The 15,796-nt window shown below is 33.9% G+C and carries 17 protein-coding genes and 1 riboswitch; of the genes, 13 read left to right on the top strand and 4 right to left on the bottom strand.

Features of this window, described 5'->3' with window-relative positions:
• Positions 1-29: 29 nt before the first annotated feature.
• From D2K60_RS07700 to D2K60_RS07645, 12 genes are all read left to right on the top strand, one after another.
• A complete protein-coding gene (locus D2K60_RS07700) occupies positions 30-1,673 on the top strand; it encodes an FAD-dependent oxidoreductase (protein ID WP_117169435.1) in 1,644 nt (547 codons plus the stop codon).
• Positions 1,674-1,972: 299 nt separating this feature from the next.
• Positions 1,973-2,470 carry an LURP-one-related/scramblase family protein gene (locus tag D2K60_RS07695; protein WP_117169434.1) on the top strand — a complete coding sequence of 166 codons (498 nt, stop codon included), beginning with the start codon at positions 1,973-1,975 and terminating at the stop codon, positions 2,468-2,470.
• 21 nt (positions 2,471-2,491) lie between these two features.
• Positions 2,492-3,274 (top strand): alpha/beta hydrolase, encoded by a 783-nt coding sequence (locus D2K60_RS07690; protein WP_117169433.1) that lies wholly within the window; start codon positions 2,492-2,494, stop codon positions 3,272-3,274.
• Positions 3,275-3,338: 64 nt separating this feature from the next.
• Positions 3,339-4,055, top strand: a complete 717-nt coding sequence (locus D2K60_RS07685; protein WP_117169432.1) for a YwaF family protein — start codon at positions 3,339-3,341, stop codon at positions 4,053-4,055.
• 130 nt (positions 4,056-4,185) lie between these two features.
• Positions 4,186-4,281, top strand: a riboswitch (cyclic di-GMP riboswitch).
• Between the two features lie 135 nt (positions 4,282-4,416).
• Entirely contained in the window at positions 4,417-5,400 is a 984-nt protein-coding gene (locus D2K60_RS07680) for an HD-GYP domain-containing protein (protein WP_117169431.1), read from the top strand.
• A gap of 58 nt (positions 5,401-5,458) precedes the next feature.
• Positions 5,459-5,596 carry a YpzI family protein gene (locus tag D2K60_RS07675; RefSeq protein ID WP_117169430.1) on the top strand — a complete coding sequence of 46 codons (138 nt, stop codon included), beginning with the start codon at positions 5,459-5,461 and terminating at the stop codon, positions 5,594-5,596.
• A gap of 286 nt (positions 5,597-5,882) precedes the next feature.
• On the top strand, positions 5,883-6,464 hold the full coding sequence (locus tag D2K60_RS07670) for a GNAT family N-acetyltransferase (RefSeq protein WP_420818821.1): 582 nt from the start codon (positions 5,883-5,885) through the stop codon (positions 6,462-6,464).
• A 447-nt stretch (positions 6,465-6,911) separates the two neighbouring features.
• On the top strand, positions 6,912-7,106 hold the full coding sequence (locus D2K60_RS07665; protein WP_117169429.1) for an LURP-one-related/scramblase family protein: 195 nt from the start codon (positions 6,912-6,914) through the stop codon (positions 7,104-7,106).
• 133 nt (positions 7,107-7,239) lie between these two features.
• Positions 7,240-7,794, top strand: coding sequence for a GNAT family N-acetyltransferase (locus tag D2K60_RS07660; protein ID WP_117169428.1), 555 nt, complete (start codon positions 7,240-7,242; stop codon positions 7,792-7,794).
• A 93-nt stretch (positions 7,795-7,887) separates the two neighbouring features.
• Entirely contained in the window at positions 7,888-8,445 is a 558-nt protein-coding gene (locus D2K60_RS07655) for an isochorismatase family protein (RefSeq protein WP_117170357.1), read from the top strand.
• A gap of 102 nt (positions 8,446-8,547) precedes the next feature.
• The gene (locus D2K60_RS07650; RefSeq protein WP_117169427.1) at positions 8,548-9,105 is read left to right on the top strand and encodes a class I SAM-dependent methyltransferase; all 558 of its coding nucleotides are present in this window, start codon (positions 8,548-8,550) and stop codon (positions 9,103-9,105) included.
• Between the two features lie 201 nt (positions 9,106-9,306).
• Positions 9,307-10,155 (top strand): HAD-IIB family hydrolase, encoded by an 849-nt coding sequence (locus D2K60_RS07645; protein ID WP_117169426.1) that lies wholly within the window; start codon positions 9,307-9,309, stop codon positions 10,153-10,155.
• A 123-nt stretch (positions 10,156-10,278) separates the two neighbouring features.
• Here D2K60_RS07645 and brnQ read toward each other — a convergent pair whose 3' ends face one another.
• Positions 10,279-11,616, bottom strand: coding sequence for a branched-chain amino acid transport system II carrier protein (gene brnQ / locus D2K60_RS07640; RefSeq protein ID WP_117169425.1), 1,338 nt, complete (start codon positions 11,614-11,616; stop codon positions 10,279-10,281).
• Positions 11,617-11,919: 303 nt separating this feature from the next.
• On the opposite strand from brnQ, the gene D2K60_RS07635 reads away from it, so the two are divergent.
• Entirely contained in the window at positions 11,920-12,099 is a 180-nt protein-coding gene (locus D2K60_RS07635; RefSeq protein WP_205418589.1) for a hypothetical protein, read from the top strand.
• Positions 12,100-12,141: 42 nt separating this feature from the next.
• On the opposite strand, the gene D2K60_RS07630 is transcribed toward D2K60_RS07635, so the two are convergent.
• From D2K60_RS07630 to D2K60_RS07620, 3 genes are all read right to left on the bottom strand, one after another.
• Positions 12,142-12,726 (bottom strand): YdhK family protein, encoded by a 585-nt coding sequence (locus D2K60_RS07630; RefSeq protein ID WP_117169424.1) that lies wholly within the window; start codon positions 12,724-12,726, stop codon positions 12,142-12,144.
• A 715-nt stretch (positions 12,727-13,441) separates the two neighbouring features.
• Positions 13,442-14,578 carry a glycosyltransferase family 4 protein gene (locus tag D2K60_RS07625; protein WP_117169423.1) on the bottom strand — a complete coding sequence of 379 codons (1,137 nt, stop codon included), beginning with the start codon at positions 14,576-14,578 and terminating at the stop codon, positions 13,442-13,444.
• 17 nt (positions 14,579-14,595) lie between these two features.
• Positions 14,596-15,744, bottom strand: coding sequence for an NAD-dependent epimerase/dehydratase family protein (locus tag D2K60_RS07620; protein ID WP_117169422.1), 1,149 nt, complete (start codon positions 15,742-15,744; stop codon positions 14,596-14,598).
• Positions 15,745-15,796 lie beyond the last annotated feature (52 nt).

The following is a 15,796-nucleotide window of genomic DNA, read 5'->3' as shown; positions in this document are numbered from 1 at the left end:
CATGCAAATGAATTTTTGGAGGTAACATTATGAAAATAATTATTATTGGCTCTGTTGCAGCTGGTACTTCTGTTGCTGCAAAGGCACGTAGAAATGATGAAAATGCTGAAATCACATTATACAACGCAGACTATGATATCTCTTATTCTATTTGTGGCATTCCTTACTTTTTAGGTGGCGAAGTAGATGAGGTAGATACGTTAACACCAAGAAGCGCCCCTTGGTTTAAAGTACGCTACAATGTTGACATTCATATCCGACATGAGGTTACAACAATTGATCCAGAAAAGAAAACAGTAACCGTGAAAAATTTAGATACCAATGAAATAAAGGAAGATAACTATGACACGTTAGTTTTTGCAACAGGTGCGACACCTGCAACACCTTCCATTAAAGGTGTCGATCACGATCATGTCTTTCATGTACGCACGATTCAACATGCAGTTGCAATTGATGCCTATATGAAGGCTAACAAACCGAAAAAAGCTACCATTATCGGTGCTGGCTTTATTGGACTCGAGATGGCAGAACAGTTAAAGCATAAAGGATTAGAAGTAACAATTATTCAACGTGGTAATCAAATTATGCCGCACTTGGATAAAGATATGGCGTACAGAGTAGAAGAGCACTTACGAAAGCACAACGTAACAGTAGTGTTAAATGAAGAAGCTGCTGCAATCTCAGAAAAAACAGTCGAAACCAAAAATGGTAAAGTGATTGATACAGATATTGTATTTTTGGCAACCGGTGTGAAACCAAACGCTAGTCTTGCTGCAGAAATAGGCATTGAACTAGGCAGTAGTGGTGCAATTAAGGTGAATAATAAAATGCAAACCAATATTCCAGGTGTTTATGCAGTTGGTGACGTGGCAGAAAGCTTTTCTATTGTTACTGGAAAGTCGATTTATCGTCCACTAGGGTCCACTGCAAACAAGATGGGTCGTATTGCTGGTGATGTGATCACGGGTGGAGATTTAGAACATCGTGGTATTTTAGGTACAGGAATTTTACGGGTGTTTGATCTGGCTGTTGGTTATACTGGATTAAGTGAAAAAGAAGCGTTAGCTGCAGGTTATGATCCAGAAGTGCTTCATAATATTAAACCATCACGAGCAGATTATCTTGAGGGAAAAGAATTAGTCATTAAGGCAATTGCCGATAGAGAGACAAGCCGCATTTTAGGTGTGCAAATCGTTGGACAAGATGGTGTCGATAAGCGACTCGACGTATTTGTAACAGCAATTTCTTTTAAAGCAACAGCGGGTGATCTATTCCACTTAGATTTAGCATATGCACCACCATTTAGTACAACGAAAGACCCTGTTATGTACACAGGAATGGCACTACAAAATGCTATCGATAAGAAAAATAAATTGATCACGCCACAAGAAATAATTGCTAGAACAGATGACGGGGAATCACTTCAAATTATTGACACACGATCACCAAAGCAATACGAAACAGGTCACGTAGATGGAGCAATCAATATTCCTTTAGCAAAATTACGCTCAGAAGCTAAAGACCTAGACCCAAACTTGCCAACAGTAACATATTGTAATAAGGGTGTCACAGGTAATGCAGCGCAAAACGTATTACGAAATAGTGGCTTTAAAGACGTATTTAACCTTTCTGGTGGAAATAAGAATTACCAGAGTTTTAAAAAGGGATTATAATAATCTTGGTATCGCACTGTTAGAATGAAAGTAGGGAGATGATTGTTGTCTTCCTACTTTTTTGTGTTAAATTAGTAGATTAAAAATAGGAGATTCCTTTGATGTTTTGAGAATAACAAAAGTTTCTTACTAGTTTAGAAGGAATTTAACCTTTCTTGTCGAAAGAAGTAATAATGGTTTTCTAGGTGAAAAATTCATTAACATTGCAGCAGAAAATTAGCAATGAACTATGAAATGAAACATATCGTATAAAGACTATATAATAGGATGCTTCATAACTATTATGGGAGGAGGATTATATGAGCAAGCTGTATATCAAGCAGAAAGTATTTAGTTTGGGCGGAAATTTCACTGTAAAGAACGAATTTGAACAAGATAAGTATCTGATAAAAGGTAGTTTTCTTTCCATTCCAAAGACTTTTACAATCAAAGACACATCTGATAATGAAATTGGTACGATAACAAAAAAGGTATTTAGTTTTTTACCTACATTTTTCGTTGAGGTTAATGGCGAAGAGGTAGTTACCATCAAAAAGGAGTTTTCTTTTTTTAAATCACGCTATCAGATAGAAGGTCGAGGTATTGAAGTGCATGGTGACTGGTGGGACAAAAAATTTGAAGTAGTCAGCCATGGTGAAGTAGTAGGTCAAGTAAACGAAAAATGGTTTACTTGGGGCGATAGCTATGAGGTGGGCGTTAAAGACGAGTCACTAGAACATATTATTATCTCATTAGTTATCGCGATTGATTTTGTCAAACAAGAAGAAAATTCCGCAGCAGCAAGTGCGGGTAATTAGATTATAACGGAGGCAGGAGAAATGCTATTATCACTATACGATGTAGAACGAAAGTTAAATGCAATAGATGAAGATGTTCCTAGTTTTACACCTTATTTGTTGAACCAAGATAGACCAACACCCCTTATTATCGTATGTCCAGGTGGTGGGTATACACATCGTGCAGAACACGAAGGATCACCAATTGCAGAATGGCTCAATGAAATTGGCATAGCAGCAATTGTATTACATTACCGTGTAGCTCCTCATCAACATCCGACACCTTTAAAAGACGCTAAACGTGCTATTCGCACTGTAAGTCATTATGCAACAGAGTGGAATATAGACCCTGAGCGAATTGGTATATTAGGTTTTTCTGCAGGTGGGCATTTGGCAGCGACAGCAGGGATGCATTATGATACGGGTAATCCTAATGCCGATGATGCAATTGAGCGTCACAGTAGTCGCCCTAGCCTAATGGTACTTTGTTATCCAGTTATTTCAATGGGTGAATTCACCCATGAAGGAAGTAAAAAGGCTTTACTAGGTGAAGATCCTGCTGATTCTTTAGTAGATTTGATGTCTATTGAAAATCATGTAAAAGCTGATACACCACCTGCTTTTATATGGCATACGGCAGATGATGATGCCGTTCCAGTAGAGAACAGTCTCCAGCTATCTAGTGCGTTAAGTAAGAATAAAGTTCCTCATGCATTACATGTTTTTGAGAGTGGAAGACACGGACTTGGACTTGCGGATGAATTGGAAGATGTTAAATGGTGGACCTCCGCCTGTGAAATGTGGCTAAGAAAAAGAGGATTTTAAAATTTTTAAATATTATTTCAAATAGATTCGGATAATGCATTTTTTAGAGGGAGGAGATTATAAAATGGGTGAGTTATTTCGTTTTAATCAGATAGATTATCCATTTCAATTGTTTTCTCTTTCCCATATTAGTATGATGCTGTTAACATTTGTTTTGATAGGATGGATGTATTTTTACAGAGATAACATAAAAGAAAAGTATAAGAAACATGTCAAGTATACTTTACTTGGTGTTTTAATAGTTGGAGAAATTTTCTTTCAATTATGGTATCTACTTCATGATAAGTGGGATCTGATCATCAATTTACCGTTGCAATTGTGTTCAATCTCCTTATATTTATGTGCTGTTATGTTACTGACAAGGAGTTATAAGGTATTCGAAGTAGCTTTTTTTGTGAGTATGATCGGGGCATTTATTGCCGTAATCACTCCAGAACTTTTTTTCGGTATCCCACATTTGCGATTCTTTCAATTTTTCTTCGTCCACATAGCCATCATACTATCCTGTTTTTATATGATATGGATTGAAGGATTTAAACCTACTATTAAATCCGTTATGAAAGCATTTGTCACGCTTAATATAATAGCTGGATTTGTATTTATCATCAATCAAATCATAGGCTCAAACTATATGTTCTTATCAAGAAAGCCTAGCAATGTAAGTATAATTGACTTTTTAGGACCGTATCCATGGTATATTTTATCGTTTGAAGTTGTTGCCTTCACATTATTTTTTCTTTTATATCTAGTTGAAATTAAATTTAGTTCAAAAAAGATTTGAATGTTATTGTAAGCAACATGCACCTGTTACTATTTAAATAAATGTCGAAATATGTTGAAATATAATCATAAATACGCTATTCTTAAAATAGTACTAAAGTATCAATAAAAGACAGTAATTAAATAGAATATCACGAAAAAGGCAAACTATTTGAAAAAATAGGACGCAAAGTCATGGGTCTAAGGTACGGCTTAATAGCCGAACTATTGATTGCCAGACCACCAAATTACATGAACCTTTATTTTGGCTATGCATTTATTTGTGATAGCTTTTTTTTATACGCTTTTATCGAATAGCTAATAGTTATGGGAATAGGTCTATATTAATTAGTATTTATAGATTATAAAAATGAGGTGTAAACATGAGACTAATTAATATCTCAGAGTATGACAACAAAAGTATGATACTTGCTAAACCAATTTATGATTCGAACAAACGTATATTACTCGCAACTGGTCGAACAATCGATCCTAAAATACAATCTAGACTAGAGAATATGGGCATTAACTTTCTTTTTATAGAGGATGAAGTATCCAAAGGGATTACAATTGAAGATATGCTTGATATGCCTACATGGACGGATGCAATTCAAGCAGTTAAAACTTTTTATGAATATGCGATGAATAAAAAGACACCTGAATTAAAACCCATTCAGCAAGTTGCAGGTATATTGCTTAAAGAAGTAAAACATAGACCAACACTTATACTTATTCCATCGGGAACAATGACAAAGGAATTGCAGCCTTATGCACATGCGGTTAACGTAACAATCCTTGCTTTATTAACAGCTAAAGAAATGGGCTATAACGATCTAAAACTTAGGGATTTAGCAATTGGCTCATTGCTACACGATATCGGTAAAGCAATAGATGCAGATGAGAAGAAACATCCTGATTTGGGGTTCCAATTTTTGCGAAATATTAGTCAGTTTAGTATTGTATCAGCACATATTGCTTATCAACATCACGAAACATTAGACGGAAAAGGTTTTCCACGACAAATAAAGGATAATGACTTTTTAGAAATCGCTCAAATTTGTGCCGTAGCGAACCGATACGATAATTTGATAGTAAAAGAAAAAGTTCCACCTCATGATGCTATGGAGGCAATCATGGCTACGTCAGATCATATCTATTCGTACAAAATTGTAACTGCTTTTAGTCAATCAGTCGCGACTTATCCACCAGGAACGAAAGTACTAATTAATCATAATCAACCGGCAATTGTTACTGAAATAAATAAACATTTCCATCGACCGATGATAAAGATGCTTTCAAACGAAAAAGTGATAGATTTAATAGATAATCCCACTTTTATGATAAAACCATTTGAATCCGCTGTATAGATAAACTTTGAATAAATTCCCTTTAAACAACTCATCTTATCGTAAGGAGGTGTTTAAAGTGGGAAAAGACCGTCAAGAAAAGAAATTAAGAGAAAGTGGCCGTGTTGAATCCGATCGAGATCAAGATCTAGGTAAAGCGGGAGCAACAAAAATGTCTAGTCCTGAAGAAGGCAGAAAACTGAATGATGGGAAATAAGAAAACATAACAACGTCGAAACATAATAGATTTCAAAGCACTTTTCTTATTACAGAAAAGTGCTTTTTGTTGTATAAGAAACGAAATAAAAAAACGATTTATTGGATATTTATGTTAAAATGATTATTATGATCGATAGTTCTTAAGACAAACGAGAATAGATGAATTTAAGAGTTAAAACAGAATTATTGGAATGGTTTTTCTAACTTAATTATTCAAGTTTCTGATCTGAACAGTTCCTATACTGGGAATGTAAGTATAAGCTTTGATTCAGGGAGGATTAAAAATTGTGTTTGATGAATTAGTTGGCGAGAAAGTACGAATTGTACCAATGGAAAAGCATCATATACAGGGGTTATATGGCATTGGGAACGATCCAATGATATGGGGTCATTTACCCATAACAATACAAACCGAAAATGATATGAAGTTCTTTGTTGAAGATGCATTAGAAAATAAAAATAGCGGAAGAGAGTTCCCCTTTGTTGTTATACTTTGTAATTCGAATAAAATTGTAGGTTCTACACGATTTTTGAACATCTCGCATCCTAATAAAAGTTTGGAAATCGGTTGGACTTGGTACTCTCCAACTGTATGGGGAACACATGTGAATATAGAATGTAAATACTTGTTATTAAAATTTTGCTTTGAAACCTTGAAACTAATACGAGTTCAATTTAAAACCGATGAAAGAAATATTAGATCACAAAAAGCGATAGAAAAAATCGGTGGAGTAAAGGAAGGCATATTAAGAAATCATATGATACGCGAGGATAAAACCTACCGGAATTCTGTGTTTTACAGTGTTATTGAGAATGATTGGGAATTAGTTAAGAAAAAACTAGAAGGTATATTAGGTAATTACTAAAATTAGAAAATGAATTGCCAATAATTATTTTAAAGGTGGTGGAATTATTAATTGGTTTATAATCTTAACAGTCACAATTCTTTTAATAATCGGCTACTTAAGCGCTTCTCATTTTTACTATAAATACGAAGAATATGATAAAGCACTCCAATCCAAAAAGAACAATAAAAATAACACACCAAAAAAGTAAAGGTACTTTTTCTATTGATTTTTTTTGCTAAGCGTAATACTGCTTAGGTAGATCCTGCGCTAGCTAAGAGACCTTATAGGGTCGTCAATGGCATTTAAATCATTAGAAACGTTACACTCCATCATCCATCTTAATCCTTAATCCTTTTACTTATTTTTCAGGTGCTGATGCGGTGACTAATTTAATGGCATATCAGACCAGTAACTTGAGTATTACTTTTGGAAATGTTTATAAACAAGTATGAATAGGAGGATTCTATGAATAAAGTATATCTTAAACAGAAAATATTTATCTCGGGTGGAAATTTCACTATAAATGCAAAGGATGAAGTTGAACGAGATAAGTATGTTATAAAAGGTAGTTTTCTTTTCATTCCAATCTTAATAATCACATTTCTTTCTATAATTGGATTCTTAAGTGCTTCTCATTTTTACTTTAAACGTGAGAAATAAGGCGACTTTGTCTTTTGTAAGAGTCATACCAATAAACTTTACACGTCAGCAGATCCATTTCGTAGTTATAAAGTATTAAAAGAGCGCGATCGGGTAGCAATATCAAATTTAGAAAGCGAGTTCAGGTTAAATTATGAAAATCACTGAAGAAAATTTCGCTGTAAATGAACTAACATACACGATTAAATCTCCAACAACTAAAGATGCCAAAGCTTTATCAGATTTACGGCTGCAAATTGATGGAGAAACAGAAAATCTTGACAGAATAAGAGGAGAAGGATACTTAGATATTACTAGTTTTGAAAAGATTATTAAAATAGATAATGAAAATGCTAGAAATCTATTTTTAGTTGCCACAGTTAATAATCGAATTATCGGATATTCAAGATGTCAAGGGAATCCATTACATAGATTTAATCATAATGTCACATTTGGGCTCTGTGTACTAAAAGAATTTTGGGCGTATCAAATTGGGAAAAATCTATTAAAGCAATCAATAACATGGGCAGACAACAATAATATCAAAAAAATCAATCTACGTGTGATGGAAGGAAACAGTCGAGCAATTAAACTTTATCAAAAATTCGGCTTTGAGATTGAAGGTATCTTAAAAAGAGATAAACTACTTTCTGACGGGATCTATTACAACACCATCTTGATGGCGAGATTTAAAGATGGATGGGATTAACTATTTTTCATTGTTTAATTTCGTAAAAAAAATTCAAGAGGTACAAGTCTATTTAAATTAAACGTTTCTTAAAATATGAAAGTGGGAAATCATGTGAATCAAATTTTATTAATCATTGATGCGCAACAAGAATTAATTGAAGGGAATCAAGAAGAAAGTGCTGTTTTCCAAAAAGAACAACTTATTACAAATATCAATTTAGTGATCGAAAAAGCTAGTAACTTAAAAGTTCCGATTGTTTTTGTAAGAGACTTAGAGGTCGCAGGTGGTAAAGGCAAAGGTTTTCAAGTTCATGAAGCAATTAATAAGCCTAAGGATGCAAAGTTCTTCGATAAACTTGCAACGAATGCGTTTCATGGTACAGGACTTCTAAACCACTTGAATGCTCAAGCAATTGAACATGTTGTTGTAATGGGTTGTGCAACCGAACATTGTATTGATAGTGCAGTCAGAACAGCCACTATTAATCGATTGGATGTCACGTTAGTCGGGGATGGACATACAACAACAGACAGTGCTGTTTTAAGTGCTGAACAAATCATCAAACATCATAACGAAACACTTCATGGACACTACAATGTTGAGAATTTTTCAATTGTAAGAAATACAGAAGAAGACTTGTTCACTCCGACACATAATTCCTATCGATAAAATTAAAATCAAATTCTTAATATGAATTTGTGAAAGAATCCTTTTTAATAAGTTGTAAAATCAAAAAGCAAGACTACCATTTTGAGAATAGGCTGGTGTCACATGGTATTTAATGAAAATCTTAAGGTTGTTATTGGTGCAGGGGAACACGATAACAATCCTGGATGGATTCAAACTCAAGAAAATGAACTGAATTTATTAAGAAGTGAAGACTGGCAGAATACGTTTTCTCCTCGTTCGCTTGAAGCAATTTTAGCCGAGCATGTTTGGGAACACTTAACTTATCAAGAAGGAATAGAAGCTGCAATGATTTGTTATGCATATTTAAAGCCTGGCGGTTACATACGTTGTGCTGTTCCTGATGGTTTTTTCCTTGATAAGGATTATCAGGATATAGTAAAGGTAGGAGGACCTGGACCTAAAAACCATCCAGCATCAAGCCATAAGAGTTTATATAATTATAAGACACTAAGTTCTATGTTTGAAGAGGCTGGTTTTAAAGTTACGCTTTTGGAGTATTGTGATGAGAACGGTGATTTTCACTTTATCAATTGGGAAGAAAAGAACGGATACATATACCGTTCAAAGCGTTTTGACCATCGAAATAAAAATGGTACGCTGGGTTTTGTTTCACTTATAATAGATGCTGTTAAGCCTTGATGACAAGTTAATTCTTAATTATCAAATCTCTTTTGAATAAAAGTACAAGGCAACACAAACTGTGAGGATGTACACTTAAAGTAGAGAACCAATGAGTCTATCTAGTCTAGTGAATTACCTCTATAAAACTCAAATTTGAACTAGTCACCATATTCAGACTCCACAATAGAAGAACAGATTGAATAAAGGAGAAGTTAATCAATGTTATCAAGTGAAATAGCCAAATTCAATTTATTTTCAAATGTAGAGAATCCAAAACAGATTGTATTTTGCGATTTTGATGAAACGTATTATCCACATAAACTTAACAAGGTTAGAGAGCAATACATATATGAACTTGAAGATTATTTAGCGGAGAAAAGTAAAATCGGTGAACTTATCGTAGGCTGGGTTACAGGGAGTGATAGTGCGTCCATTTTAGAGAAACTAAATAGAGGTAAATTTAGATATTTGCCTCATTTTATAGCCAGTAATTTAGGGACAGAAATCACTTATTATACAGAAGAGCATTTTGGGGAACAGGATTCAGACTGGAATTCCCGTTTGAATAATAGTGTATTCACAGAAAAAACAATAGAGTATATCTTAAACCATTTACAAGAGTTAGACAAAATTTACTTGTCTCCTCAAACACAGCTTGGCAGTTCCCGTTATAAACGTAATTTTTATTATCAACAGCAAAATGAGTTGTCTGACAAGAAAAATTTATTAACTATTGAAACGGTATGCAAAAAGTATGGTATAGCGGTAAATATTAACCGTTGCAATCCACTTGCAGGTGATCCAGAAGATAGTTATGATGTAGATTTTATTCCACTAGGTACAGGGAAAGAGAAGGTTGTTCAATTTATGTTAGATAAATACAATGTACAGCACGAAAATACTTTTGCATTTGGAGATAGTGGAAACGATTTAAGGATGTTAAAAGCTGTCAAACATGGTTATTTGGTTGAAAATGCAACCAAAGAGGCAAAGGCAGCTCATTCTAAAGTCACTGTTGGTGAGTATGCACAAGGAATTATTAGTATTTTGAAATCAAATATTACATAATAAAAGAGCTAAAAGAGGACCTGCATGCTATCTTTGATAGAATGCAGGTCCTCTAAATGATAGTTATATAAATAAGTTGAACGTTTCTAGTCAATTATTTTATAAATAGTAAACAATCTCATCTCAACGTTGTCTTGTTGGCCAAAGTAATCCTATGATTGCTCCAATTAATGCTGGTAAAATCCAACCAAGCCCTATTTCATAAAATGGCAAATACAGAAGATAGAATTCCCTTATCGATTCAAAGAACGAAAGACTTACTCCAGGTATGCTATTTGCTAAAGCATGATATCCATCAATGATACTAACGAAAAAAGTTAGAAACATCGATACTTTATATACCTCTTTCTTGTTTGCAAATAAAGAGGAGGAAAGACCTAACAAAATAAGAACAATCGCTAAAGGATATAAAAACATTAATACTGGTATAGAAAATTGAATAATATTATTTAAGCCAAAATTAGCAACTATAAATGAAACAAGGCATAATATTAGCACAAATGTCTTATAGCTAATTTTAGAGAAAGTTTCGTGAAAGAATTCACCACAAGCGGTAATAAGTCCAATGCTTGTTTTTAAGCACGCAAGGACAATAATAATCGCGAATAAAATCGCACCATACGGTCCGAAATAGTGTTGCGCTACTGCAGCAAAGATAAGACCACCATTTTCAGGTGTTCCAATGACGGATACACTTGATGCTCCAGTATACGCAATCAGCCCATAAATCACTGTCATAAGCCCCATTGCAAAAACTCCAGACTTCCATGTTGCATTTGCAATCGCTTTTGTATCTGTAATTCCTTTTCGTTTAATTGCATTTATTACGATAATACCGAACGCCAGTGAGCCAAGTGCATCCATCGTGTTATAACCTTCTTTAAATCCAGTCATAAATGCAAAATCCTTATAATCTCCAATCGGATTACCAAAAGTACCCATCGGCTTGAGTAGCACAACTATAAGTAAAGAAAATAGGAAGATAAGAAAAGCAGGTGTTAAATATTTACCAATATAATCAACGATTTTTGCAGGATTCAAAGAAAAATAATAGACAATAGCAAAAAACAAAAAACTGAAAATCGCTAACCATAATCCGGCTTGTGCTGGATTAACGAATGGTTGCAAGCCTACAACAAAAGGAACGCTAGCCGTACGTGGGATGGCAAAGAATGGACCAATAGTTAAGTAAAGAGCTAGGCTAAAGGTAATACCGAAAATTGGATGTACACGACTAGCTAAATCACGCAGTCCAGTACTTCCAGACAAGCCAATTGCCAAGATTCCCATAAAGGGTAAACCAATTGTTGTTACTAAAAAACCAATTAACGCTGACCAAAAGTTAGTACCAGCAAGTTGTCCTAATTGGATAGGGAAAATTAAATTTCCTGCACCGAAGAAAATTCCGAACAACATGGTACCAATGACTGCATAGGTTGAAAAGGGTATTCTCTGTTGCATTATATGACTCCTTCTAGTTGTAAATTTCAAATTCTTTTATCGACAATAAATAATAGTAACAATAATTTGTTCATGACACAATAGATATTATGTGAACGTTCCATGATACTACTAACAATATCAAATATTGATTTAGTATTTTAACAAAAGTGACAAAATATGATCTGTTTTTTGATAGTATTAGAGGCTATTTTTAATACTTTACTTATGAATCTTATCTAAGATTGGGATTTTTAACTGGTCAATATAATGGCAGGTAAAATTAGTGAAGAATACTAGCATTATTTATGGAGGTTAAATGGTATGGACTATGATGTGATCATAATTGGGGCAGGTTCAATGGGAATGGCAGCAGGTTTTTCTGGTCATGGTTTTAAATTTAGTAGTGCGGTGGGACAAGTCCTAAGTGATTTAATTATCTCAGGTAAGAATGAAATAGATATTTCTCGCTTTTCTATTAAGCGATTTATTAATGAATCCTAAAGTTAAAGAGCGTATTCAATTCTGAATACGCTCTTTAACAATTTATTCAATGGATACTAATTCACTTTCTGTAATCCATTTATGATTTGTTACTTTTTCTCCACCAGTTATTGGAACATAATTAACCATATAAACAGTTGTTTCTTCTGCTGAATCAATTGTAGCTTTTGCGTTCATCATTCCATCCATATGATCTGCATTTAAGATTACATCAGTACCTGTTTCCAATGGTGCATCACCGGGAGCTTCTAATTCTTCATGAATGACCCACTTATGATTCTCCACTGGTTCTCCACCTGTTGTTGGAGTGTAAGACACTGTGTAGACCGTTGTATCAAAAGCACTAGCAATTGTAGCTTCCGACCCCTTCATGCCCTCCATATGATCAGCTTCAATGATTGCTTTACTTCCAACTTCATATGTTGGATTTTCAGATTCCTCTAAGCCATCTGGAATTTCACCAGAACCAGAATGATTCATACTGGAATGGGAACCTTCTGTATTATCTTCTGTGGCCTGTTCCATACTCTCTTCAGAATCCGTGTCATTAGGTTCGTTAGTGCAAGCTGATACTATAAATACAGCAAACAATGAAACAATTGCTAATATAATTTTGATTCGATTCATTTTTAGTCCTCCAATTTCGTTTAATTATTAATATACCCTTTAAATTTGCAGTTTATGTGTGCAGATCATGACAGATATTAATATTATCATAGTAAGTAACAATACAACAAAATAAACGGGAGAGGGTTAGTCAACTGTCATTATATTATAGGATTTGTTGTAATAATAACGATTGCAGGTACCTGCAATAATGAATTTATTAACAATTTCTTATTTATTTTCTACGCTATCAAGAAAAATATGGACATGAAAGTTTAAACTACATATAATAGATACATAAAATTCTAAAGTTTTAAAAAAGAAGTATATGTACGAAAGGGTGGGTATATTGAAAAAGGTTTTGTTTCTATTGCTTATCTCTATATTCTTCACAAGTAAAATCTTACTATATTTAAGATTTAACAGATTAAATATACAGTTAGTGTTTTAGTTCTCTAAGGTTTTTCGAGTTTATACAAATGTTGCATTGTCGAAAAATTAAAGATAAATAGTAATAGACAAGCAGGGCAAAAAACATCAATAGAAATAAACAATATTATAAGAGTGTGAAGAGGATATCCCAAAGTAACGATATTATAGAAATATCAGAGGACACAATCAAATTAAGTAAAATTTGATTCTAGTTTACATAATATATATTATCGGAAGTCATTAGTAAAATTAAATATTCCGTCTCATAACTAAGTATTCTTCAGATAGTGAGACAGAATATAATTTATTTTGCTAGTTTATGGGATTCACTCATAACTAATAATGCATCGTAAAAATCTACTAATTGCTGCGATGGTTCAGTCCAACTGAATTTTTCGGCTTCTTTTCGTGCGTTTATACTTAATAGGTCATACGTTTCTTCATTATCTAATTTTTCAATAGCAGCAATTAGGCTTGGTATATTTTCATTTTCAAATAAAAAACCTGTTTGGCCATCTTTAATTTGTTCCATTGTTGGGCCACTTTTTGCTGCTATTATGGGTAAACCTGTAGCCATTGCTTCTAATATTACTAATCCTAAGGTTTCTGTTACGGATGGAAAAATCAATGCATCAGCTGATGCAAATGCTGCTGAAAGTTCTTTTCCCTGCATAAATCCCGTAAATACTGTATTTGTTCCTTCAAATGTGCGCTCTAACATCTCTCTAGCTGGACCATCGCCAATAATTGCTAAGCAAACATCATCACGTGTATCTAATAACGGTTTTAATTTATGAATTTCCTTCTCTGCAGCCAATCTTCCTACGAAAACTAATAATTTCTTGTCTACTTGGCCATTAGACAAACGACGATGCATCGATTCATCCTTAAAACTCGGATGAAATTTTTCAATATCAACACCACGTTTCCATAATTGAACGTTATGAAAACCTTTTTCGATCAGTTCCTCTTGAATTGCTTTAGATGTACATAAGTTTATCTCCGCCATGTTGTGTAATTTACGTGCATAGCTCCAAAAGATAGGTTTCATTGGTTTATATAGTTTATAATAGTCTAAATATTTCGGAACATGTGTATGATAAGATGCAATTAACGGATAGCCTAACTTTTTAGCATAATACACGCCTGTTGCACCAACTAATGCTGGATTAACGACATGAACAAGATCTGGATCATGCTTTTGTAATAATTTTTTAACTTTTCTTTGTGGTAGTGCAAACGGACGATAGCGATAAAAAGGCATTGTTGTTGCTTTTACACCTTCAATTATCGCACCTTCATATTCATAAACGCCTAAGTCTGGCGCAATTACGACTACTTCGTGATTTTGTTGACGCAAATATTTAATTGCTGCTGTTAGCCTGGTTACTACTCCGTCTATTGAAGGCAAAAAGGTTTCTGTGACGATAACTATTTTCAAAACAACATGCTCCTTTGTTACTTCCAATAAATAGTAGGTAATACATTTTCTTTAATTACTCGATCTTTATGTTCTACTACTTTCTCCAATATTTCTGTTAATACGTGATCTGTTAGCAAATTTGGTTCTAGTCCTAATGACTTTAATTTTGTATTTACTGCATGGTAATAATGTTCTTCCGTTTCTACCCTTGGATTTTCTATGTGTGCGATATGTGTTTTAAGATTTAATTGATTCGCAACTCGTTTTACTTTTTCAGCTAATTCTTGAACAGTAAAGTATTCTGTGAACTGGTTAAATACACGAAACTCACCATTGTCGGCTGGATTATTTACTGCTATTTCAACGCAACGAATTGTATCTTTAATATTTAGAAAAGCACGTGTTTGTGCTCCTGTTCCATAAACAGTTAAATCATGACCGGTTACAGCTTGTATTAGAAAACGGTTCAATGCTGTCCCGTATACACCGTCATAATCTAAACGATTATTTAAGATAGGATCTAATCCTGTTTCATCTGTATGTAATCCATAAACAACACCTTGATTTAAATCTGTAGCTCGTATGCCCCATGCTTTACAAGCAAACATGATATTATGGCTATCATGCACTTTAGACAAGTGATAAAAGGACCCTGGTTGTTTTGGAAATGGTACGGTATCTTTACGACCATTATGCTCAACTTCTAAGTAACCTTCTTCTATATCAATATTAGGTGTACCATATTCGCCCATCGTTCCCAATTTGATGAGGTGACAATCAGGTGCTAATTCTTTAATTGCATATAAAACATTCAAGTTCCCCATTACATTGTTTGTTTGTGTATAGATAGCATGTTCACGATCAATCATGGAGTATGGTGCTGACCGCTGTTCACCAAAGTGAACAAATGCGTCTGGATTTGTTTGTTTAAATACTTGCGTTAGGAAATCATAATGATTCAAGTCGCCAACAAATATCTTTATCTCATTTCCTGTTAGCTCTTGCCACTTTGTTACACGTTCTTCTAAAGTGGCAATAGGTGTTACTGAATTCGAATGTAATTCTTCATCAATTTTCCTTCGAACTAAATTGTCTAAAATAGAAACTTCGTGGCCTTGTTTTGATAAGTATAATGCTGTTGGCCAACCACAAAATCCGTCTCCCCCTGCTACTACTATTCTCATAGTTTCCCTCCTACATCTTTTATAGATCTCTCTTAGTATAAGATAAAAAAAA

The sequence above is a fragment of the Paraliobacillus sediminis genome, assembly GCF_003426055.1.
This window is presented reverse-complemented; position numbering and strand designations above follow the sequence as displayed.